This window comes from Pseudomonas sp. HB05 (genome assembly GCF_016756915.1).
Classification (GTDB): Bacteria; Pseudomonadota; Gammaproteobacteria; order Pseudomonadales; family Pseudomonadaceae; genus Aquipseudomonas; species Aquipseudomonas alvandae.
On record NZ_JAESPG010000001.1, the window covers coordinates 152,896 to 174,656 of the forward strand.

Annotated in this window: 20 protein-coding genes; 10 read left to right on the top strand and 10 right to left on the bottom strand. The window is 60.5% G+C overall.

The features are described from left to right. Nucleotides 1-33: 33 nt before the first annotated feature. Nucleotides 34-1,434, bottom strand: coding sequence for a dihydrolipoyl dehydrogenase (gene lpdA / locus JMN22_RS00725; RefSeq protein ID WP_198796155.1), 1,401 nt, complete (start codon nucleotides 1,432-1,434; stop codon nucleotides 34-36). Between the two features lie 197 nt (nucleotides 1,435-1,631). On the opposite strand from lpdA, the gene JMN22_RS00730 reads away from it, so the two are divergent. The 5 genes from JMN22_RS00730 to cfaB all read left to right on the top strand — a co-directional run bounded on the left by JMN22_RS00730 (nucleotide 1,632) and on the right by cfaB (nucleotide 8,952). After that, entirely contained in the window at nucleotides 1,632-3,593 is a 1,962-nt protein-coding gene (locus JMN22_RS00730) for a protease modulator HflK (protein WP_198796156.1), read from the top strand. Continuing rightward, nucleotides 3,590-4,636, top strand: a complete 1,047-nt coding sequence (hflC, locus tag JMN22_RS00735) for a protease modulator HflC (RefSeq protein ID WP_198796157.1) — start codon at nucleotides 3,590-3,592, stop codon at nucleotides 4,634-4,636. Before JMN22_RS00730 ends, hflC begins: the two co-directional genes overlap by 4 nt. Further along, nucleotides 4,633-5,685, top strand: a complete 1,053-nt coding sequence (hflK, locus tag JMN22_RS00740; protein WP_030139066.1) for a protease modulator HflK — start codon at nucleotides 4,633-4,635, stop codon at nucleotides 5,683-5,685. The genes hflC and hflK overlap by 4 nt, the downstream gene beginning before the upstream one ends. After that, a complete protein-coding gene (locus tag JMN22_RS00745; protein ID WP_198796158.1) occupies nucleotides 5,682-7,577 on the top strand; it encodes a cation-translocating P-type ATPase in 1,896 nt (631 codons plus the stop codon). The genes hflK and JMN22_RS00745 overlap by 4 nt, the downstream gene beginning before the upstream one ends. 187 nt (nucleotides 7,578-7,764) lie before the next feature. After that, nucleotides 7,765-8,952 carry a C17 cyclopropane fatty acid synthase CfaB gene (gene cfaB, locus JMN22_RS00750; protein WP_198796159.1) on the top strand — a complete coding sequence of 396 codons (1,188 nt, stop codon included), beginning with the start codon at nucleotides 7,765-7,767 and terminating at the stop codon, nucleotides 8,950-8,952. Here cfaB and cls read toward each other — a convergent pair. After that, on the bottom strand, nucleotides 8,949-10,388 hold the full coding sequence (gene cls / locus JMN22_RS00755; protein ID WP_198796160.1) for a cardiolipin synthase: 1,440 nt from the start codon (nucleotides 10,386-10,388) through the stop codon (nucleotides 8,949-8,951). The genes cfaB and cls overlap by 4 nt on opposite strands. Before the next feature lie 141 nt (nucleotides 10,389-10,529). Between cls and JMN22_RS00760 the strand changes: the two genes are divergently transcribed. Then, nucleotides 10,530-11,051, top strand: coding sequence for a DUF3617 domain-containing protein (locus JMN22_RS00760; protein ID WP_198796161.1), 522 nt, complete (start codon nucleotides 10,530-10,532; stop codon nucleotides 11,049-11,051). Nucleotides 11,052-11,129: 78 nt separating this feature from the next. Here JMN22_RS00760 and JMN22_RS00765 read toward each other — a convergent pair whose 3' ends face one another. From JMN22_RS00765 to JMN22_RS26450, 5 genes are all read right to left on the bottom strand, one after another. Next, nucleotides 11,130-12,005: a metal ABC transporter substrate-binding protein gene (locus JMN22_RS00765; RefSeq protein ID WP_198796162.1), complete on the bottom strand. Its 876-nt coding sequence runs from the start codon at nucleotides 12,003-12,005 to the stop codon at nucleotides 11,130-11,132. Between the two features lie 11 nt (nucleotides 12,006-12,016). Then, the gene (locus JMN22_RS00770) at nucleotides 12,017-12,883 is read right to left on the bottom strand and encodes a metal ABC transporter permease (RefSeq protein WP_198796163.1); all 867 of its coding nucleotides are present in this window, start codon (nucleotides 12,881-12,883) and stop codon (nucleotides 12,017-12,019) included. Beyond that, nucleotides 12,883-13,551, bottom strand: coding sequence for a metal ABC transporter ATP-binding protein (locus tag JMN22_RS00775; protein WP_030139073.1), 669 nt, complete (start codon nucleotides 13,549-13,551; stop codon nucleotides 12,883-12,885). Before JMN22_RS00775 ends, JMN22_RS00770 begins: the two co-directional genes overlap by 1 nt. Then, nucleotides 13,548-14,444 (bottom strand): GTP cyclohydrolase FolE2, encoded by an 897-nt coding sequence (gene folE2, locus JMN22_RS00780; protein WP_198796164.1) that lies wholly within the window; start codon nucleotides 14,442-14,444, stop codon nucleotides 13,548-13,550. The genes JMN22_RS00775 and folE2 overlap by 4 nt, the downstream gene beginning before the upstream one ends. Nucleotides 14,445-14,556: 112 nt before the next feature. Continuing rightward, nucleotides 14,557-14,952, bottom strand: a complete 396-nt coding sequence (locus JMN22_RS26450) for a glutamine synthetase (protein ID WP_437127680.1) — start codon at nucleotides 14,950-14,952, stop codon at nucleotides 14,557-14,559. Between the two features lie 116 nt (nucleotides 14,953-15,068). Between JMN22_RS26450 and zigA the strand changes: the two genes are divergently transcribed. Continuing rightward, nucleotides 15,069-16,277 (top strand): zinc metallochaperone GTPase ZigA, encoded by a 1,209-nt coding sequence (gene zigA / locus JMN22_RS00785; RefSeq protein WP_198796165.1) that lies wholly within the window; start codon nucleotides 15,069-15,071, stop codon nucleotides 16,275-16,277. Between the two features lie 64 nt (nucleotides 16,278-16,341). On the opposite strand, the gene JMN22_RS00790 is transcribed toward zigA, so the two are convergent. Beyond that, nucleotides 16,342-16,695 (bottom strand): NADH:ubiquinone oxidoreductase, encoded by a 354-nt coding sequence (locus JMN22_RS00790; RefSeq protein WP_198796166.1) that lies wholly within the window; start codon nucleotides 16,693-16,695, stop codon nucleotides 16,342-16,344. Between the two features lie 28 nt (nucleotides 16,696-16,723). On the opposite strand from JMN22_RS00790, the gene JMN22_RS00795 reads away from it, so the two are divergent. Then, nucleotides 16,724-17,689: a CobW family GTP-binding protein gene (locus tag JMN22_RS00795; RefSeq protein WP_198796167.1), complete on the top strand. Its 966-nt coding sequence runs from the start codon at nucleotides 16,724-16,726 to the stop codon at nucleotides 17,687-17,689. A gap of 12 nt (nucleotides 17,690-17,701) precedes the next feature. Here the strand turns inward: JMN22_RS00795 and JMN22_RS00800 are convergent, their stop codons facing one another. Further along, nucleotides 17,702-18,124, bottom strand: coding sequence for a DUF3301 domain-containing protein (locus tag JMN22_RS00800; RefSeq protein WP_198796168.1), 423 nt, complete (start codon nucleotides 18,122-18,124; stop codon nucleotides 17,702-17,704). 119 nt (nucleotides 18,125-18,243) lie between these two features. Between JMN22_RS00800 and pdxY the strand changes: the two genes are divergently transcribed. Beyond that, nucleotides 18,244-19,116, top strand: coding sequence for a pyridoxal kinase PdxY (gene pdxY / locus JMN22_RS00805; protein WP_198796169.1), 873 nt, complete (start codon nucleotides 18,244-18,246; stop codon nucleotides 19,114-19,116). A 124-nt stretch (nucleotides 19,117-19,240) separates the two neighbouring features. On the opposite strand, the gene JMN22_RS00810 is transcribed toward pdxY, so the two are convergent. Then, on the bottom strand, nucleotides 19,241-19,726 hold the full coding sequence (locus tag JMN22_RS00810) for an acyl-CoA thioesterase (RefSeq protein ID WP_030139081.1): 486 nt from the start codon (nucleotides 19,724-19,726) through the stop codon (nucleotides 19,241-19,243). Between the two features lie 268 nt (nucleotides 19,727-19,994). Here JMN22_RS00810 and JMN22_RS00815 point away from each other — a divergent pair, with 268 nt between their 5' ends. Continuing rightward, complete coding sequence (locus JMN22_RS00815; RefSeq protein ID WP_030139082.1) at nucleotides 19,995-21,758, top strand: cation:proton antiporter; 1,764 nt, start codon at nucleotides 19,995-19,997, stop codon at nucleotides 21,756-21,758. Nucleotides 21,759-21,761: the final 3 nt, after the last annotated feature.

Consider the following 21,761-nt stretch of genomic DNA (forward strand, 5'->3'; position numbering starts at 1 on the left):
GAGCAAGCTGCCTCGCCACGGGATTGTCGCCTGCTAAATCTGCGTCGCCATCCCCTCTACGTTCATCGCCGCCTGGCGCAACGCCTCCGAGCGAGTGGGGTGGGGATGGCAGATCAGCGCGATGTCTTCGGCCGAGGCGCCGAATTCCATGGCCACGCAGTACTCGCCGATCATTTCGCTGACACTCGGGCCGACCAGGTGCACACCGAGAATTTCGTCGGTGTGTTCATCGGCCAGGACCTTGGCGAACCCCTCGGTCTCATGGTTGATCTTCGCCCGGCTGTTGGCCGTGAACGGGAATTTCCCGACCTTGTAGGCTCGGCCTTCGGCCTTGAGCTGCTCTTCGGTCCTGCCGACGCTGGCCAGTTCCGGACGGGTGTAGATGACGCTAGGGATCAGGTCGTAATTGACCTCACCGGCCTTGCCGACGATCTGTTCGAGGCAGGCCATGGCCTCATCCTCGGCCTTGTGGGCCAGCATCGGCCCGGAAGTCACGTCCCCGATGACCCAAACGCCAGGGGCTTCGGTGCGGTGGCGCTGGTTGGCGAGCATGCCGCGTTTATCCGTCTCCAGCCTGACGTTTTCCAGGCCCAGCCCTTGGGTGTAAGGCCGACGACCGATGGCGACCAGCACGTAGTCGGCATCCAGGGTCTGTGCCTCGCCGCCTGACGCCGGTTCGACCTGCAATTGCACATCCTTTTGGGAAGACTCCGCGCGGGTGACCTTGGTGCTCAACTTGAACTCGATCCCCTGTTTGGCCAAGGCCCGTTGCAGGGTCTTGGCGGTCTCGCCATCCGCCCCCGGGCAGATGCGATCAAGGTATTCCACCACGGTCACTTGGGCCCCCAGGCGTCGCCAGACTGAACCCAGCTCAAGGCCGATGACGCCTGCGCCAATCACCACCAGATGCCGGGGCACTTCGCCCAAGGACAGCGCGCCGGTGGAGTCCAGGATGCGCCGGTTATCGATGTCCACGCCGGGCAGTGGCGTCGGTTCCGAGCCGGTGGCGATGATGATGTCCTTGGCGCTCAGTTCAACCTGGGTGCCGTCTTCGCCGGTGACGGTCACTTTGCCGGGCCCATCGATATGGCCCCAGCCCTTTATCCAGTCGACCTTGTTCTTGCGAAACAGAAACTCGATGCCCTTGGTCAGGCCCGCGACGCTTTCGTTCTTCTGCTTCATCATCTGCGCGAGGTCGAGGGTAGGGCTGACGTTGATGCCCAGGTGGGCGAATTCCGAGCCTTTGGCCGCTTCGTAGAGTTCAGACGCGTGAAGCAGCGCCTTGGAGGGCATGCAGCCGACGTTCAGGCAGGTGCCGCCCAGGGTGGCGCGGCCTTCGACGCAGGCGGCTTTCAACCCAAGTTGTCCGGCTCGAATGGCTGCGTTATAGCCGCCGGGTCCACCGCCCAGAATGATCACGTCGTAATTGCTCATCACCGATCTCCCGCATGGCTGAAAAAATTATGATCATAATATGAGCGCGTCGAACGATCACGGTCAAGGCTCAAGGCCTATCGTGAAGAATTCAAAACAGAAATTTCACAGCAATAGTTATAAGGTAACGACGCGTAACGGAACGGCAGTGGCGTAGACCACAAGTCCGGATTTTGATCGCCACGAGCTGGGGTGGTATGCAAGTCGATCTTGAGGTTGAAGACGCACAGGTGGCCGAATGGCCGCGCTTCCAGCAGGCCGCCTTCCAAGGGCGCCGCTTGAAGCGGATGGCGGTTGCGTTGGGCGGTCTGGCGGGTTTCGGACTGGTGCTGGCGTTTTTCATCGGCGTGTTCTCACCACAATCGGTGTGGCCGGCCTTGTTGGTCGGTCAAACCGCCGGCCTATGGGTACTGGTGGCGGGCCTGCAATCGGCGTGGTGGGTGACGCAGTGGCGCCGCACGACGTTGCAGCCGGCTGTGGATATCTCGCCTATATCCCGCGAGCCTGTAGATAACCTGGGCGCTTACGAGCGACTGCTTGAGCGAATCAGCACCCGGTGGAGCGGTTTGTTGAAGCAAATTGGCGCGCCTGTCTTATGGCTTGGCGGCTGGGCGCTGTTGATCCTGCTGAGTCTGGAGCAAGTCTGGAACCTGGCTTTACCGGCGGCTTCCCTCGGTGTGGCGGCCAGTGTTGGCGCGGTGGTGTCGTTGTCAATGGCGTTTGGCTTGTTGGTGTTTGAACGTCACTTGGCGCAACAACCCGCGATCGAGTGGCCAGAAGCACGGTCGCTGGCGCAACTGACGCGAGTGGCGATCATCGTCCTAGTGCTTGGCGCCTTCTGCCTGCTCTTTGCCGGAGACACGTCGGTCTGGTCGGCGCGCCTTGCGGTGTTGATCGGCGTATTGCCGGGGCTGGTGGCGGTGGAATTGTTGCTTCGTGCAGTGCTGGCGTTGTTCAGCCCGCGGCGCGAGACGTTGGAGCCAACACTGTTGGGGCGAAGTGTGCTCGCCGACCTGCTGCGCTGGCCACCGCAGCCGCTGTTGGCCCTGCAGCATGAGTTACACAATCGCTTTGGCATCGACCTGCGCCAGATCTGGGCGTTCAGCTACATGCGCCGGGCGTTCTGGCCGGTAGTGGCGGTGGTGTCGCTGGTGGGTTGGTTGCTGACGGGCGTTCACGAAGTACCGCTGCAAGCGCGCGGCATTTATGAGCGCTTCGGCGAACCGGCGAAGGTGTTCGGCCCGGGTCTGCACGTCGGATTGCCTTGGCCGTGGGGCAGGGTGCTGAGCGTCGAGAACGGCGTCGTGCATGAGCTGGCAACCAGTGTCGGCGACGCTCGCGTCCCTGCCGAGGCCGAACCGGCGGAAGGACCGGCTCCCGCCATGGCCAATCGGTTATGGGACGCCAGTCACGTCAATGACAAGTCCCAGGTCATTGCCAGCCAGCGCGCCGATCAACAGAGCTTCCAGATCGTCAACATGGACGTGCGTTTCGTCTACCGCATAGGCCTGACGGATGCAGCGGCGTTGGCGGCGACTTACAACAGCACGGATGTGCCTTCGCTGATCCGCAGCACCGCCAGCCGCATCCTGGTCCACGAATTTGCGTCGCGCACATTGGACGGATTGTTGGGTGCCGATCGGGTCAGCCTGGCCGAGGAAATCGGCAAGGCCGTGCAGGCTGACTTGCAGTCACTCGACAGTGGCGTGGAAATCCTGGCAACCGTGGTCGAGGCGATTCATCCCCCGGCTGGCGCGGCCAATGCCTACCACGGCGTACAAGCTGCGCAGATCGGTGCCCAGGCACTGATCGCCCGGGAGCGTGGCGCCGCTGCGGAGCAAACCAACCAGGCGCAACTGCAGGCCAGCAATGCACACGACCAGGCCGAGGCTTCGGCCCGGGAAATCAACGCCACCGCGCAGGCCGCGAACTTGCGCTTTGAAGCCGAACGCAAAGCCTACGCGACAGCCGGCCATGCCTTTGTGCTCGAGCAATACCTCGGGCAACTGAGCCAAGGGCTGGGCAAGGCGAACCTGCTAATCCTCGACCACCGCCTCGGCGACAGCGGCAGCCCGCCTACCATCGATCTGCGAACTTTCATCTTGCCGACAGACCCCGTATCGCCACGTAACCCTGTCCAGCCAGGAGCTGCCCATTGAGCCAGTCTTCTTCACACGGCCATCACGACCATACCGATCATGCCCATGCCGGCCATCATCACGGCCACCACCACGGGCATCATCACCCTCATCATGGCGATCCGCAGCCCGCCGGGCCATTTCCTTGGCGGCGGATGGGTTGGGCGGCGCTGCTGGTGGCGTTTGCCATCGCGGCGGCGAGCCTGGTGCAAGTGCGCTCGGGCGAGGCCACGGTCATTACGCGTTTCGGCAACCCCGCGCGGGTGTTGCTGCAACCGGGCCTGGGCTGGCGCTGGCCGGCACCGTTCGAGGCAGCGATCCCGGTGGATTTACGGCTGCGTACCACCTCCAGCGGCTTGCAGGATGTGGGCACGCGGGACGGTCTTCGGATCATCATCCAGGCCTATGTGACGTGGCAGGTACAGGGCGACCCGGACAATGTGCAGCGGTTCATGCGTGCGGTGCAGAATCAGCCGGATGAAGCCGCGCGGCAGATACGTACGTTTGTCGGCTCGGCCCTGGAAACCACGGCTGCCAGTTTTGATTTGGCGAACCTGGTCAATACCGATGCGGCCAACGTCCGCATAGCCGATTTCGAAACCCAACTGCGCCAGCAGATCGAACAGCAATTGCTTACGACCTATGGCGTGCGGGTGTTGCAGGTTGGCGTCGAGCGGCTGACCTTGCCCTCGGTGACGCTCAACGCGACGGTGGACCGTATGCGCGCCGAGCGTGAGACCATCGCCACGGAGCGCACGGCCATCGGTAAACGCGAAGCGGCGCAGATTCGTTCAGCGGCTGAACGTGACGCGCGGGTCCTGCAGGCTGATGCCACGGTCAAGGCTGCTGCCATCGAGGCGCAATCGCGAGTGGAAGCTGCCGAAATTTACGGCAAGGCCTACGCTGGATCCCCGCAGCTATACAATCTGCTGCGCTCCTTGGACACCTTGGGCACGATCGTCAGCCCGAGTAGCAAGTTGATCCTGCGCACCGACGCTGCGCCATTCCGCGTCTTGGTGGACGGTCCTCCCACCGAGGAACTGAAGGACGGTAAGCGACCATGAGTTTGGTTCCACGTGGAACAAATGAGTTGTCGAGTCCATGGATTCAGGCGGGGCGGCTGGCTTATCTGGCGCTTTATGCCGTTACGGTGTTGGCCGCGTTGGCCTGGGTCTTTTCGAATGTTCGGCAAATCGACCCGCAGGATCGTGCGGTGGTCCTGCATTTCGGTGCGCTCGATCGAATCCAGAATGCGGGACTCTTACTGGCCTGGCCGCGGCCCGTGGAACAAGTGATCTTGCTCCCGGCGGCGGATCGAGTCCTGGAACGCAGGGTGGAGAATCTGCTGCGTTCGGATGCGGCGCTGCAAGCGGACCGTGTGGCCAGTTTTGCCTCTCCGGTCAGCGATGCCCTGGCAGGTTCCGGTTATTTGTTGACCGGCGACTCGGGCGTGGTGCAACTGGATGTACGGGTGTTCTACAAGGTCACCGACCCTTACGCCTTCGTTCTGCAAGGCGAGCATGTCTTGCCGGCACTCGACCGCCTGGCAACTCGCAGTGCCGTGGCGCTTGCCGCTGCTCGGGACTTGGACACGATCCTGGTGGCTCGCCCCGAGCTGATGGGCAGCGACAGCCAGGCCGCCGAACGTCGTGAACGCTTGCGTGGTGATTTGGTACAAGGCATCAACCGACGGTTGGCTGAACTCGCCGCGACAGGGCAGGGCCTGGGCATCGAAGTGGTACGGGTCGATGTGCAATCGAGCCTGCCGGGGCCGGCGGTCAATGCCTTCAACGCCGTGCTCACCGCCAGTCAGCAGGCCGACAAGGTGGTCGCCAATGCCCGCACCGAAGCCGAGAAGCAAAGCCAGGCAGCCCGCCAAGAGGCCGATCGTGCGGTGCAAGTCGCCCATGCCCAGGCCAGCGAACGGCTCGCCAAGGCGTCGGCCGATACAGCCTCGGTGTCCGGATTGGCGAAGGCCCAAGGCAGCGATCCGCAAATGCTCCTGCGCCTGTACCGTGAACGCATGCCGGGCATTCTTCGTCAGGCCGGTTCAGTAACCACGGTCGATCCAAAGGACGATTCCCGTCTGATCATCCAGGGAGCCGGACAATGACCGCTCAAGCTGCTGCTTCACCCATGTTGTCTTCCGCCGAGCAGCGTTCAGCCGCTCGGCAACTGACCCTGGCGATGCTCGCCCTTGGTTTGCTGGCGTTGGGCCTGGCATGGCGTGGCTGGTCGCCGCAGCAGAGCGGCGTCAGTCAATTGCTGTTGGGAGCAGCCTCGCTGTTGGTGGCAGTGCCGGTGATGCGGTCCGCCTGGTACAGCCTGCGTTATCCGAGCCTGCATGGCATCACCGATCAGTTGATCGCCCTGGCGATGCTCGGTGCCTGGGCCACCGGCGATCTGCTGACGGCTGCGTTGTTGCCGATCATCATGATCTTCGGCCATGTGTTGGAGGAGCGCAGCGTCATCGGCTCCCAGGAAGCGATTCACGCCCTCGGCCAACTGACCCGCAGCCAAGGCCGCAAAGTGCAGGCGGACGGCTCGATCATCGAAGTCGATAACGGCACGTTGCGGCCCGGCGATGTGGTGGAAGTGCGCGCCGGTGATCGAGTGCCTGCGGACGGTCGAGTCTTGTCCGGCCAGGCGAGCTTCGACACTGCGCCCATCACCGGCGAGTCGGTGCCCCTGGAGGCGGGTGTCGGGGTCGAGGTCTTTGGTGGCGCGATCAATCTCGACGGTGTGTTGCGCCTGGAGGTTACTCGCATCGGTGATGAGTCGACGTTGGGCAAGGTCATCGCGCTGATGCAAAACGCAGAACGCTCGAAGCCGCCGATCACTCGCCTGCTGGAGCGCTACGCCGGCAGTTATCTGGTGCTGGTGTTGTTATTGGCGGCGGTGACGTGGTTTGTCACCAATGATGCCCAGGCGATGCTCGCGGTTCTGGTGGCGGCGTGCCCCTGCGCCTTGGTGCTGTCGGCGCCGGCCACGGCGATTGCCGGTATTGCGGTTGCAGCGCGTCATGGAATTCTGATCCGCAGCTCGGCTTTCCTTGAAGAGTTGGCAGACCTGACTTCGCTGGTGATCGATAAGACCGGCACCCTGACTTACGGCACCTTGCGCTTGCAATCGATCGAAGGGAGCCAGGACGACCTGGCGATAGTGTTGCCTTTGGCCGCCAGCCTAGGATCGGCCAGCAGCCATCCGGTCAGCCGCGCGCTGGCCGGCCTGGTGGAGCAACATCAATATTTGCCGCTCACCGACATTCATGAGCGCCAGGGTCTGGGCGTGGTCGCCATGACCGGGGAGGGCGAAGCTGCGCTCGGCCGTCCTGAGTTGTTCGCCCGGCTGGGCATCCAGACCACGGCCGTACCCAACCATGACGGTCCGATTGCTGGCTTGGCCCTGGATGGACAATTCCTCGCTTGGCTGTTGCTGGCCGACAGCGTCAAACCAGAAGCGCGGCTGGCGATGACTGAATTGCGCACGCTTGGCCTCGGACGCCAATTGCTGTTGACGGGTGATCGCCAGAGCGTGGCCAACGCCTTGGCCCAGGAGGTCGGTATTCATGAGTTGCAGGCGCAGGCCTTGCCGGAAGATAAACTCCAACGGGTCATGGCCGAGATCGACCACGGCTTCCGGCCCATGGTGGTGGGGGACGGCATCAACGACTCACTGGCGCTCAAGGCTGGCGTGGTCGGCGTGGCGATGGGCGCGGGTGGCGCGGATATCGCGTTGGCGTCGGCGGACATCGTGTTGATCGGCAGCGACCTGCGACGCCTCGGGACCTGCGTACGATTGAGCCGGCAGTGTCGGCGGACGCTGCAGGTCAACGTGATCATCGGTCTGGGCTGGACGCTGGCCATCGTCGCGTTCGCCGCATTCGGCTGGCTTGGCGCCGCGGGGGCGATGATCGCGGCATTGCTGCATAACTTGAGTACGCTGTTGGTACTGGGCAATGCCGGAAGACTGCTACGCTTCCAGGAGCCGCTGCCAAAGATCTAGGCCGTCCGTGAACGAACTGTTGAAGGCGCGTGCAGTCAGTTACGAGAGGTAGCACCACTTCAGGCAGTTACTGCTCAAAACAGTAGATTTAGAAGAACGATAGAAAAAGGCTATAAATTCGATAGCCAGCTATTTTTCTACGATGGGCTACCCTCATTTCAGACGTCTGAAACAAGGGGGATTTTTCATGCTCGCTCAACTTCCACCGGCCTTACAGAATCTGCATCTACCGCTTCGTCTGCGGCTCTGGGATGGCCATGAATTCGCGCTGGGTGACGATCCCAGCGTGACGATTGTGGTCAAGGACCCACAAATGGTTGCGCAATTTACCCATCCCAGCCTGGATGCATTGGGTGCGGCGTTCGTCGAAGGCAAACTCGAACTCGAGGGCTCGATCCATGAAGTCATTCGAGTCTGTGACGAGCTGAGCCAGGCCCTGGTGGACGAAGACGACAATAACCTGCCGGTGCGCACGGTCCACGACAAGGAAACCGACGCCAAGGCGATCTCCTACCATTACGACTTATCCAACGCGTTCTACCAGCTCTGGCTCGACAGCGACATGGCGTACTCATGCGCTTATTTCGAGACCGGCAGCGAAACCCTTGAACAGGCGCAGCAGGCCAAGTTTCGCCATCTCTGTCGCAAGCTGCGCCTGCAACCCGGCGACTACCTGCTGGACGTTGGTTGCGGGTGGGGTGGGTTGGCGCGTTACGCGGCGCGAGAGTTCGGTGCGAAAGTGTTCGGCATTACCCTGAGCCAGGCTCAGCTGGACCTGGCTCGCGAGCGAGTCAAGGCTGAAGGCCTGGAAAACCAGGTTGAGCTTCAGCTGTTGGATTACCGGGATTTGCCCCAGGACGGTCGATTCGACAAAGTCGTCAGCGTCGGGATGTTCGAGCACGTGGGGCACGCCAACCTGACGCAGTACTGCAAGACGCTGTTCGGAGCCGTGCGCGAAGGTGGCTTGGTGATGAACCACGGGATTACCGCCAAGCACACCGATGGCCGCCCGGTAGGCCGCGGCGCTGGCGACTTCATCGAGAAATATGTCTTCCCCAACGGCGAGCTGCCGCACCTGTCGATGATCTCTGCCGAGATCAGTGAAGCAGGACTGGAGATCGTTGATGTGGAAAGTCTACGCATGCATTACGCACGGACCCTCGATCATTGGAGCGAGCGCCTGGAAGACAACCTCGAAGCCGCTTCCAAGGAAGTACCGGAACAGGCCCTGCGAATCTGGCGGCTTTATCTGGCCGGTTGTGCGTACGCCTTTGCCAAGGGCTGGATAAACCTGCACCAGATCCTCGCGGTCAAGGCCCATGCCGACGGTAGCCATGACTTGCCCTGGACCCGTGACGATATCTACACGCCTTAAAGAATCGGGGAAATAAGCCGGGCGATCCGCATACCTATCTTCTGCAGGCGGTGGGTCTCCCGGCTTTCTTGCTTGGCGACTTCGTGGGCCTGGGCGAAATCCTGCTCGAGCATCTGCTGCACTTCGCTGGCAAAGCCGATGTCGACGGTCAGTAACATCACTTCGAAATTCAATCGGAACGAGCGGTTATCCAGGTTCGCGCTGCCGATGGCGCTTATCTCCTGGTCGATCAGCACGACTTTCTGGTGCAGGAATCCCGGCTCATAACGAAACACCCGCACGCCGGCCCGAACGGCTTCGAACGCATACAGGCTCGATGCTGCGTAGACAATCTTGTGATCGGGTCGTGACGGCAGCAGGATGCGCACATCCACTCCGCGCAGCACGGCCAGGCGCAGCGCAGCGAATACCGCCTCATCGGGAATGAAGTACGGTGAGGTAATCCAGATTCGTTCGTTGGCCGCGTGGATGGCCTCGACGAAAAACAGCGAGCAGGTTTCGTAGGCGTCGGCGGGGCCGCTGGCAAGTAATTGGCAGAGCACGCCGCCGTCCGGGTAGGTGTCGGGCAGGATCAGGGGTGGCAGTGAACGGGCGGCCCAGAACCAGTCTTCGGCGAACGATTCTTGCATGCTTGCCACTACCGGACCGCGTACTTCGACATGGGTATCGCGCCAAGGAGCCAAGGGCGGTTGTTCACCCAGATATTCATCGCCTACATTGTGGCCGCCAACGAATCCCAGCACGCCGTCCACGGCGACGATCTTGCGATGGTTGCGAAAGTTGACTTGGAAGCGGTTGAGCCAGCCGCTGCGGGTGGCGAAAGCCTTGACGTGGACGCCGCCGTCGCGCAGTGCCTGGACATAACGGTGGGGCAGGGAATGACTGCCGATACGGTCATAGAGCAGATACACCGCCACGCCTTCGGCGGCCTTCTTCAGGAGCAACGCTTGCAAGCGCTGCCCGAGTCGGTCGTCATGGACGATAAAGAACTGCACCAGGACCGCTTCCCGAGCGTTATCGATGGCCTGGAAAATCGCCTCGAACGTGGCTTGCCCATTCACCAGCAGGCGCACCTGATTGTTCGCCAGGCACGGTGCTCGCCCCAGTTTTGGCATGGCCCTGAGTGACGCGTAGGCCTGGGAGGCGCGCGCAGTGAGTGCCTCTTCAACCCATGGCCGCCAGTTCAATTCGGAGATTGCCTTGCGCATTTCTTCGTTGGCCTGCCGACGTGCCTTGATGTAGCCGTCGAAGGTGCTGCGACCAAATACCAGGTACGGAATCAGTGTCAGGTAGGGAATGAACACCAGCGAAAGGGCCCAGGCGATCGAGCCTTGGGCGGTTCGCACCGTCAGCACCGCATGAACGGCGGCGATGGAACCCAGGGTGTGGAGCAGCGCGATCAGGTAACCGAAAACATGCGGGCCGAAATAATCCATGGGGCAGCCGTGCTCCTGAAGTTTCAATGCTTAACAGACCATGTTCCACGACGAATGTCGCTATTTAATTCGCTCGCCGCAGGCCTGAACCGAAGCCTGCGGACGGCGTCTAACGGCCACTTGTCCTCTGGAGTGTTTGCAATGAATGTTCGTCTGCTGGGTTTGGCCTTGGCGGTTGGCTTGTCGGTTCCTCTGGCGGCTCAGGCGCAAATGCTTCAACCGGGACTGTGGGAACTGACTACCAGCAATATGAAAGTCGATAACCAGAACCTGCCGGATCTGCAATTGATCCTCGGACAGCTACAAACCCAGATGCCCCCCGAGCAACGGGCGATGCTCGAGAAGCAAGGCATTACCATGGGCGGAAAAGGCATTCGGGTCTGCCTGACACCTGCGCAAGTGCAGACTAATGATATTCCGCTGCAGGATCCGCAATCAGGGTGCAAGCAACAGATCACCGAGCGCACCGGCAATCAATGGAAGTTTCGCTTCAGCTGTCCGAAGGCCCAGGGCAATGGTATTGCGACCTTCCAGAGCGATCGGGAATTTACCACCAAGGTCAACGGCACGTTCAACGCTACGGGCATTCAGCAGAACGGTAGCCTGGACACCCGCGCCGTTTGGCTGGGGCAGGATTGCGGGACGGTCAAGCCGAGGGCCTGACCTGGGCTGGATGTGATGGATTCGTGGCGAGGGAGCTTGCTTCCGCTGGGCGTTTAGCGGTTCAAAACCTCTGAGCGCTCACGGCCGACTCAACGCCTCGTACAGCGTGTTGAGGTTGTACTCGAACAGCCCGGTAAATGTGCTGGCGGGGCCGCTCGCGGCCAGGGCGTCCGAGTACAACGTGCCGCCGATGTGCGCGCCGCTTTCATCGGCGATCTGTTTGAGCAGGCGCGCATCCTTGATGTTCTCCATGAATACTGCTTTGACTTTCGCTTGGCGGATCTGGGTAATCAGCGCGGCGACTTCTGCCGCCGAGGGCTCACGTTCGGTGGACAGGCCCTGCGGCGCCATGAACTCGATGCCATAGGCCTGGCCCAGGTAACCGAACGCATCGTGGGACGTAACGATCTTGCGATTACCTGGCGGCAGCGCGCCGAACTTGGCCTTGGCTTCGGCAAGCAGCGCGTAGATCGTTTTCAGGTACGCCTGGCTGTTACGTTCGTAGTCGGCCTTGTTGTCCGGATCCGCCGCTTCGAGCGCCTTGGTGATATTGCTGACGTACAGTTGCGCGTTGGCGAGGTTATGCCAGGCGTGCGGATCGGGGACCGTCTCGCCATCTTCATTCAGCGATCGCGGAATCACGCCTCGACTGGCGCTGATCACCGCTGCCTGGGTTTCCGTGCTGGTCACCAGGCGATCTAGCCACGGCTCGAAGCCCAGCCCGTTCTTGATAATCAACCTGGCCCCGAGCAGCGCCTTGGCGTCGTCCGGCGTGGGTTCGTAGGTGTGCGCGTCGGCGTCCGGTCCAACCATGTTAATGATCTGGACGTGTTCGCCGCCGACTTGTTGGATCATGTCGGCAAGGATGCTGAAGCTGGTCACTACCTTGAGCTTTTCGGCGGCGGACAGGGACACGGACAGCATCAAGCTGAAGATCAGGAGCAGGGCGCGCATCAAGAAATACCTCATGGGGATGTGAGCAAGGGCGGGCGGCGCAGGAGACCGTGCACCGGACCGAATACCACGGACAACAGATAGGACGCGCCCGCCACCAGGACGATGGCCGGCCCGCTGGGAAGCGAGAAATTGAACGACAACAGCAACCCCAGCCACACCGAGATGCAACCGAGCAGTGCCGCGATCATCATCAGAATGGGCAGGCGTCGACTCCAGAACCGTGAAGCGGCCGCCGGTAGCATCATCAGGCCGACCACCATCAGCGCGCCGATGGCCTGGAAACCGATCACCAGGTTCAACACCACCAAGGTCAGAAACACACCATGGGCCAACGGACCCAGGCGACTGACTGTTTGCAGGAACAGGGGATCCAGGGTGTCGAGCAGCAGCGGTCGATAAATCAAGGCTATCGCTACAAGACTGATTCCACAGACCCACAGCATGCCGCTCAGGGTCGGGCCGTCCACCGCCAATGCAGAACCGAACAACAAGTGCAGCAGGTCCAGGCGTTTACCGGCCAAGCCAAGAATCAACACGCCGGCGGCCAGGGAAATCGGATAAATCGCTGCAAGGCTGGCGTCTTCCCGCAGACCGGTCCGGCGAGTAATCCAAGCGGCGAGCCCTGCCATGCTCAAACCCGCGCCCAAGCCGCCTAACGTCAAAGCCGGCAGGCTCAGCCCTGCGATCCAGAAGCCCAGCGCGGCGCCGGGCAAGATGCCGTGAGCCACCGCGTCACCGATCAGACTCATGCGCCGCAGAATCAGGAACACGCCCAGCGGCGCGGTACTGCACGCCAACACCAGGCCGCCGAGCAAGGCCCGGCGCATGAATACGAATTCCTGGAAGGGTTGCCAAAAATGAGTGACCGCAAGCATCAGGCCACCCAAGCGCGGGGTTGCTGCGCAATCAAGTCGACACTTCGGCCCAGTACGCAGCGTGAATTGCTCACCAGCAGGGTATGCGGAATATGTTCGCGCACGGCGCCCAGGTCATGACACACCACCACGACGGTTTTGCCCTCGGCATGCCAACGGTGAAGGTGTTTCCACAGCAGCACTTGGCCCTGTTCGTCGAGGGCGGCGTGAGGTTCATCCAGCAACAGCAGCGGTGCGTCAGCCAGACTCAATCGGGCGAGCAGGGCGCGCTGCAATTCGCCTCCAGACAATGCCATCAAGGGGCGTTGCTCGAGTCCGCTCAGGGCCCAGTCCTCCAGCACCGTCTTCAACCGAAGACGCCGCATCGCCGGTGTGTATGAACTCCTCCAAGCACCAGCGGCAACCAACTCCTGCAGGCTGATGGGGAATTGACGATCCAGGTGTTGCTGTTGCGGCAGGAATGAAATGCCGCCGGGCTTGGGTACGTTGACGGTGGCTTTGCCGGCCAGAGGTTTTTGCAGGCCTGCGAATACTTTCAAGAGACTGGTTTTGCCTGAACCGTTTGCCCCGATGATGGCTGTGAGACTTCCTGCTGGCCGCTCCATCGTGAGTGGCGGTGTCAGCGGTTGTCCGGGAGCGCCCCAGCGCAGGGCGTGGCAGTTGATCATGATGCGCCTCGCGTCCAGCTGCTTTCGGCCACCGCGTCATGGGCGTGCAGGCTTTCGGCGTGAACGACCCTGACACTCAGCGCGTTGATGAGAGAGGGTTTTGCCAAGGCTGTGGTCAGCCGCCTTGCAGCGTCTTCGCAGAACATCAGGTTTTGGCCGTTGGCCAGCGCAAATGCCTGTTCGTCCGCGCGCTTGACGGCGGTTTGCACCGCGGTACCGAGGGCTTCTTCAGCAGCATCGATGAATGATTGGAACGGTAAGTCCTCAATCTCTTTGTTCAACCGCAGGGTCAGCATTGCCGTGCTGCGCTGGCTATGGGGGGTGGCGACGATGCCATTTGGCGAGCCCAGCCAGGCGAGGATCTCGGCGTGCTCCAGCGTCTTGTTCGCAAAGTCGTTGACGAATTGTTGCTGGATCAGTTGTCGAGCGAGTGCTGCGGAGCAAGGGCAGGTGGAGGAATAGGGAATCTGGATTCGAAGTTCCACGTGGAACATCGCGTTTTTAAGGCTAGCTTCGATGCTCACCGGATAGCGCTTCCAGCCGGCCAAGGGGCTGATGAGTGCCGGGCGCTTTAGCAGAAGATCGGTATGGACCGTCAATGAAGCCGCGTGGGAGGAACCGTCATGACTATCCAGGAACCGCTGCAAAATTCGATGCAATAACCTCGGCGAGAGCTCCGTCGTTTCTAGTGTTTCCAACGCCAAATACAAGCGTGACATATGGATCCCGCGGGCTTCAGGGTCATCCAGGCTGACGCCTGCATCGGCCATGGCCTGGAGACGGTGGCCGCCTAACAGCACGGGTAAGGCGATTCCACACATGCCGACCCAGTCGAGGGGAAGCGCTTGGCGTGAAATCTGCGCAGCGACGTCGGGCAGCGTTAACGCATTCATGAGAGGTCCGCAAAGAATCCAAAATTAGACGTTATAGTATAACGTCATGCTTGTGAATAGCGTTCCCATGAAAGGAGTTTTACTTATCCGTCGGGCTGTTCCACGTGAAACGTCAGCGGGGGGGCGAGTCCTGACAGCCATTGAGGCGACTACATATGAACCCACCCCTGCTCCCGCCAGAGCTTGAAAAACGATTGATCGTTGTCCAGCCAACTCGTCGGTTATACCCAACCCAACTTTCTCCATCCGATGCCAGGCCCGTAAAAAATGTGAGCAGGCCATAACGGCTGGTCGTTTGCGCCCAATAGCGGTGGCTCACAGCCTCGAACCCGCGGGTATAGATGACATTTCCACTCGTCTGAACGCTGTAGGCATTGCCGTATCCATCGACACACGCCAGCAAATTCGCACTGCGGGTGCAATTCGCCAAGAGCGGGTTTTGAGCTGACGCGTAGACCGTCCAAAGCAATAGCGCCCCCGCCGTCATTAATTTCACAGAGCTGCGCATGGATCGTTCTCGGCAATAAGGTTTGCAGATGGTGACGAAATTATTGTTATAGTATAACGTAAATTAGCCTGCCTATACATATCGAGCCGGAACGGCCACCGATGAGGATATACCTGATGCCCGATCGCCTTCCCGTAACCGTCCTTTCCGGCTTCCTCGGTGCCGGTAAGAGCACGTTGCTCAACCACATCCTGCGCAATCGAGAAAACCTGCGTGTCGCGGTGATCGTCAACGATATGAGTGAGATCAACATCGATGGCACCGGAGTCCAGCGAGATGTCTCCCTGAATCGTGCCGAAGAGAAACTGGTGGAAATGAGCAACGGCTGCATCTGTTGCACGTTGCGCGAGGACTTGCTTGAAGAAGTCGGGCAACTTGCCAGGGAAGGGCGTTTTGATTATTTGTTGATCGAATCCACAGGCATATCCGAGCCGCTGCCCGTGGCGGAAACCTTCACGTTTCGCGATGAGGAAGGCCGGAGTCTTGCCGATGTCGCGCGCCTCGACACGATGGTGACAGTGGTCGACGGCGTAAATTTTCTGTTGGATTATCACGCGGCCGAGAGCCTTGCGTCCCGGGGCGAAACCTTGGGTGAGGAAGACGAGCGCTCAATCACTGAGCTGCTGATTGAGCAGATCGAATTTGCCGACGTCATACTGATCAGCAAGATCGACTTGATCAGCCAACGGGAGCGAGAGGAGCTCATCGCGATCCTGGAGCGTCTCAACACCCACGCGCGGATTGTTCCCATGGTCATGGGCCAGGTGCCGCTGGCCAGCATTCTCGACACCGGCCTTTTCGATTTTCAACGCGCCGCCCAAGCACCTGGTTGGCTGCAAGCTTTGCGAGGCGAGCCTGTACCGGAGACCGAGGAGTATGGCATCGCCTCGACGGCCTACCGGGCACGTCGGCCGTTTCATCCCGAGCGCTTTTTTACGTTCATCGACCGTCCTTGGCCCAATGGCAGGCTCCTGCGTTCGAAGGGTTTTTTCTGGTTGGCTAGCAAGCCTGAAGAAGCAGGAAGCTGGTCCCAGGCCGGCGGATTGATGCGTTATGGGTTCGCCGGACGTTGGTGGCGGTTCGTGCCGAAACACCAATGGCCGCAGGATGAGGACAGTAGCGCCACGATCATGAAAAACTGGCTGGCGGCGACAGGCGATTGCCGTCAGGAGCTGGTGTTCATCGGCCAGAACATGGATTTCGATCAACTCACCGAAGAACTGAACGCCTGCCTGCTGACCGACGCGGAGATGGCCCTGGGCATGGAAGCCTGGCGGCTGTTACCGGACCCGTTCGGCCCGTGGCATGACGAGGTCGCGGCTTGATTCGTCGCTTCCCTGGGCGCGCTCCCAGGGGAACATCAAGTGTCGTCAGATTGGATCGCTTGGCTCAAGGCTTGAGCCAGGTGCCCTGGCTTTTCCCTTCGCAAAACGGCTTGAGATAAGCCGCGTCGGTAGCCACGCCGTAATAGTGAATATCCTGGTGATAAGGCATATTGGCGACTTGGGCGTTGCTGCAGATGCCAAACGCGCCGCCAGGGCACTGATCCACGTATTGCACGTCGACTTTTTGCCCGGGCAGGCTCGGCTGGCAGAAACCGTCGGCAAACAGCTTTTGCGGAATGTTGCGGTTCTGCTGGCAGACCTTGACGTCGAGTCGTTCCGCCTGGCTGTGTACGATACAGGCCTGGGCCATGGCCTGGCTCGAAGTCAAAGCCAGTAACAGCCAACCGATCATTCGCATCTTCACCTCCACTCAAAGCCATTGATCTATGTTGCAGGACATCCCCACCCATGTCATCGCCGGTCCATTGGGTGCCGGCAAGACCAGCCTGATCAGGCACCTGATGGCCCAGCGCCCTGCGGACGAACGCTGGGCGGTGCTGATCAATGAGTTCGGTCAGGTCGGCCTGGATGCCGCGCTGCTGACCCAGGCCGCCGATGGTATCGCATTGGGCGAAGTGGCCGGTGGCTGCCTATGTTGCGTCAACGGCGCGCCGTTTCAGATAGGCCTGGGTCGCTTGTTGCGAAAGGCTCGGCCCCACAGGCTGCTCATCGAACCTTCCGGACTGGGCCATCCGGCGCAACTGCTGCGTCAATTGAGCGCGGCGCCTTGGCTCGGCGTGCTGGCGGTCCAGCCTTGCGTGATGGTGTTGGATGCCCGAGCGATGGCGGACGGCAAGCCATTGCCCGATACACAACGACAGGCGTTGGTTGATGCCGGATTGCTGGTGCTGAACAAATCCGAAGGCCTCACCGACAATGATCGGGCGCGCGTAATTGCCCAATTGCCTGCGCTGGGCGTGTATTGGACGCAACAGGCTGAGTTGCCGATGAGTCGATTGCCGGGCATTTCGGCTCGGGGCGATGGCGCTGTGGATAACCTGAGCCTACCTGTAGGGCTGGGGCAAATCCCGGCTATCTGGACCGATCCGATGGCGCCGATGTGCCTGTACCAGCAGCAGGGGGAAGGCTGGAGCATTGGTTGGCGGTGGCATCCGTCCCAGCGTTTTGATGCGGCCGCGGTGACGCGTTGGCTCGACGGTGCGCATTGGAAACGGGCGAAGATGGTTATCCACAGCGCTGACGGTTGGGTCTCGGCCAATGCGTTGGAGAGTGCGTCGTTGCAGTGGCAGGCCAGCGAGTGGCGACAGGATTCACGGATCGAACTGATCTTCGCCGAACCGCAGGACGTGGTTGCGCTGCAAACGAGCCTGGCAAATTGCCGATGTCCATGAATCAGTCGCGCTTCACGGCTTCCACTTGTTGTGCTCCTGGCGCCATTGGCTGAGCTCGATGACCTCAGCCCTGGGCCGGGTCTGGACCGGTTCAATCGGCGCAGGCGGGGTTTCTTCGAACGGCATCGGGTAAGGCGCCAGTTCGATGTGGGCGCTGTGGGCACCAAACTGAGTGATCGTACCCGAATGACGGGTCTCGCCCGTCACCGTGAATTCGAAGTTATACACACGCGCCAGGCGCCGTCGTCCGCTGGCGTCCTTTACGAATCCGATCTTGCGCAGCGCGACATTGCCGTCCAGCAACTCGATCTTGAGGTTGGCGCAATGTTGCATGACCCTCGCCAAGGCGCGCTCGCGCAAGCCATGGTTGTGCCACAGCCAGGCGCCACCGGTAGCCAGCAGCATCAGCACGAAAATATTTCCAAGGGTCAGCATGAACGGAAAGCTCCAACAAGTTGCCGTCAGCTTAACTGTGTCTCCGGCCTGTCGTACAGGCTGCGTTTAGTCGCATACTGCGCGGCTTGAATTTCATTCGTTTTACGGAAACTTCCCGCATGAAACGTACGCCTCATCTGCTTGCCATCCAGTCCCATGTGATATTTGGCCATGCCGGCAACAGCGCTGCCGTGTTTCCGATGCAGCGGGTCGGCGTAAACGTATGGCCGCTCAATACCGTGCAATTTTCCAATCATACCCAGTACGGACAATGGGCCGGTGAAGTGCTCGCGCCCGCCCAGATACCGCTGTTGGTGGAAGGCATCGCCGCCATCGGCGAGCTGGGTAATTGCGACGCGGTGCTCTCCGGTTATCTGGGTAGCGCGGCCCAGGGGCAAGCCATTCTGGCGGGTGTGGCGCGGATCAAGGCTTGCAACCCAAAGGCGCTGTACCTGTGTGACCCGGTCATGGGACACCCGGAGAAGGGTTGTATCGTGGCGCCCGAGGTCAGCGAATTCCTGCTGGAGGAAGCCGCTGCCGTGGCCGATATCATGTGCCCGAACCAACTGGAGCTGGACAGTTTTTCGGGGCGCAAGGCGCAATCATTGTTTGACTGTCTGGCCATGGCCCGTGCGCTGCTGGCCCGCGGTCCGAAGGTCGTGCTGGTCAAACACCTGGCTTACCCCGGCAAGCCCGAAGACAGTTTCGAGATGCTGCTGGTCACGGCTGATGGCAGTTGGCATTTGCGCCGTCCGCTGCTGGCGTTTCCGCGTCAACCAGTGGGGGTGGGCGACCTCACGTCGGGGTTGTTCCTGGCGCGGATATTGTTGGGGGATAGCCTGGTGGCGGCATTCGAATTCACCGCTGCGGCCGTGCATGAGGTGCTGTTGGAAACCCAAGCGTGCGCAAGTTACGAGCTGCAGTTGATCCGCGGCCAAGACCGCATCGCCCATCCGCGCGTGCGGTTCGAGGCAGTGCCGATCAGCCTCTGATCGATGCTAGCCATTGTGGGAGCGAGCTTGCTCGCGATGAGGGCCTCACGTCCAACATAGATGTTGGTGTGAAAACGTCATAGCGAGCAAGCTCGCTCCCACATTATTGGATTTCTGCGGCTGGTTAAGGCCCGTCCGCCTTGATTTCCTGATAGCGTCTCTCCAGCTCCTGGCGAATCTGCCGGCGTTGCTGGGCTTGTTCATAGCGCCGTTTTTCTTCGCTGTTCTGCGGTTGCAACGGCGGGACGGGGGCCGGCTTGCGCAAGTCATCCACCGCTACCATGGTGAAGAAGCAGCTATTGGTGTGGCGCACCGAGCGTTCACGGATGTTCTCGGTCACGACTTTGATGCCCACTTCCATCGACGTGTTGCCGGTGTAGTTCACCGAAGCCAGGAAAGTCACCAACTCACCGACATGAATCGGCTCGCGGAAAATCACCTGGTCGACCGACAGCGTCACCACGTAGCGGCCGGCGTAACGGCTGGCACAAGCGTAGGCCACTTCATCAAGGTATTTGAGCAAGGTGCCGCCATGGACATTGCCAGAGAAGTTGGCCATGTCGGGGGTCATCAACACCGTCATCGACAGCTGGGCGTTTCCGGGTTCCATAACGTTCTCACGGTTCAAGGCAGCATTTCAGGATGGGCGCCTCTGCGGGCGTTGGGTTGTGGTTATACCTACAAACCACTCATATCGGGACGCTGCGGCAATGCATGCCGTCACGCCTCGGTGGATCTGTTTCCGCATATTGCACCGTCTTTTTGCCAGAAGTTCCGGTGTTAACCTGCAAAAGCCCTTCATCTGGGTATTTCCTACAAGAGAAACGGACCTATCCGACTCCGCAGCATCGAGTCATGTTCAGCAAGGAGCCCCCACTATGCATGCCATCAGTTTCATACAAGACCTGGCGATCATCATGCTGGCGGCGGGGTTGGTTACTGTACTGTTTCATCGCTTCAAGCAACCGGTGGTGCTTGGCTACATTGTCGCCGGCTTCGTCATCGGCCCGCATACACCGCCGTTCGGCTTTATCCATGACGAAGAAACCATCAAGACCCTGGCCGAGCTCGGGGTGATCTTTCTCATGTTCTGCCTGGGCCTGGAATTCAGCCTGCGCAAATTGTTCAAGGTGGGGGCCACAGCGTTCATCGCGGCGTTCCTGGAAATCGTCTTGATGATCTGGATCGGCTATGAGATCGGGCGCTGGTTCGGCTGGAATGCCATGGACTCGCTGTTTCTCGGCGCCATCCTCGCCATCTCGTCGACCACTATTATCGTCAAGGCCCTGAATGACCTGAAGATGAAGAACGAGCGCTTTGCGCAGTTGATTTTCGGGGTGTTGATTGTCGAGGACATCCTTGGCATCGGCATCATCGCCTTGCTTTCGAGCATCGCGGTCAGCGGTGCGGTGAGTTCCGGCGAAGTGCTATCGACCGTCGGCAAGCTGTCGTTGTTCATGATCGTAGCGCTGGTGATTGGCATCCTGCTGGTGCCCAGATTGCTGGCCTATGTGGCGAAGTTCGACAGTAACGAGATGCTGTTGATTACAGTACTGGGGCTCTGCTTCGGCTTTTGCCTGTTGGTGGTGAAGCTGGAATACAGCATGGTGCTCGGGGCATTTCTGATCGGCGCGATCATGGCCGAGTCCCAACAGCTGTTGAAAATCGAGCGGCTGGTAGAACCGGTGCGCGATCTGTTCAGCGCAATCTTTTTCGTGGCCATCGGGCTGATGCTCGACCCGGCCATAGTGCTCCAGTACGCGTGGCCGATCGCCGTGATCACCTGTGCAGTGGTGCTGGGTAAAGTGCTTTCGTGTGGTCTCGGTGCCTTTATCGCAGGCAATGACGGACGCACCTCACTGCGCGTTGGAATGGGCCTTTCACAGATTGGCGAGTTTTCTTTCATCATCGCGTCGCTGGGGATGACCTTGCAGGTCACCAGTGATTTCCTTTATCCGGTGGCGGTGGCTGTCTCGGTGCTCACCACGCTGCTGACGCCCTATTTGATCCGGGCCGCTGATCCGTTGTCCGTCAGGCTGGCATCGGCGATACCGCGACGATTGGCGCGCGTGCTGGGCATGTATGGCGAGTGGTTGCGCAGTATCCAGCCCCAGGGTGAAGGAGCCATGCTGGCCTCCATGATCAGGCGAATCCTGCTGCAAGTCGGCGTCAACCTGGCGTTGGTCATTGCCATTTTTGTTTCCGGAGGGTACTTCGCCGAGAGGATGGCGGCTTATCTACAGGTGTGGATCAGCGACCCGAGCTGGCAAAAGGCGCTGATCTGGGGCGCAGCGTTGCTGCTGTCGCTGCCGTTCCTGATCGCGGCGTACCGCAAGCTCAAGGCATTGTCGATGCTGCTGGCGGAGATGGGTGTAAAGCCGGAGATGGCCGGCCGCCATACCCAGCGCGTGCGTCGGGTGATAGCCGAAGTGATCCCGATCCTGTCGCTGCTGGTGATCTTCCTGCTGTTGGCAGCCTTGTCGGCCAGTATCTTGCCGACCAACAAGTTGCTGTTGCTGATTGCCGTGGTGGCGACTGTCGTGGCGGCGCTGCTCTGGCGCTGGTTTGTCCGCCTGCACACGCGGATGCAGGTGGCTTTGCTCGATACGCTGGACAATCACAAGGAATCGTCCGGGAATTGACCA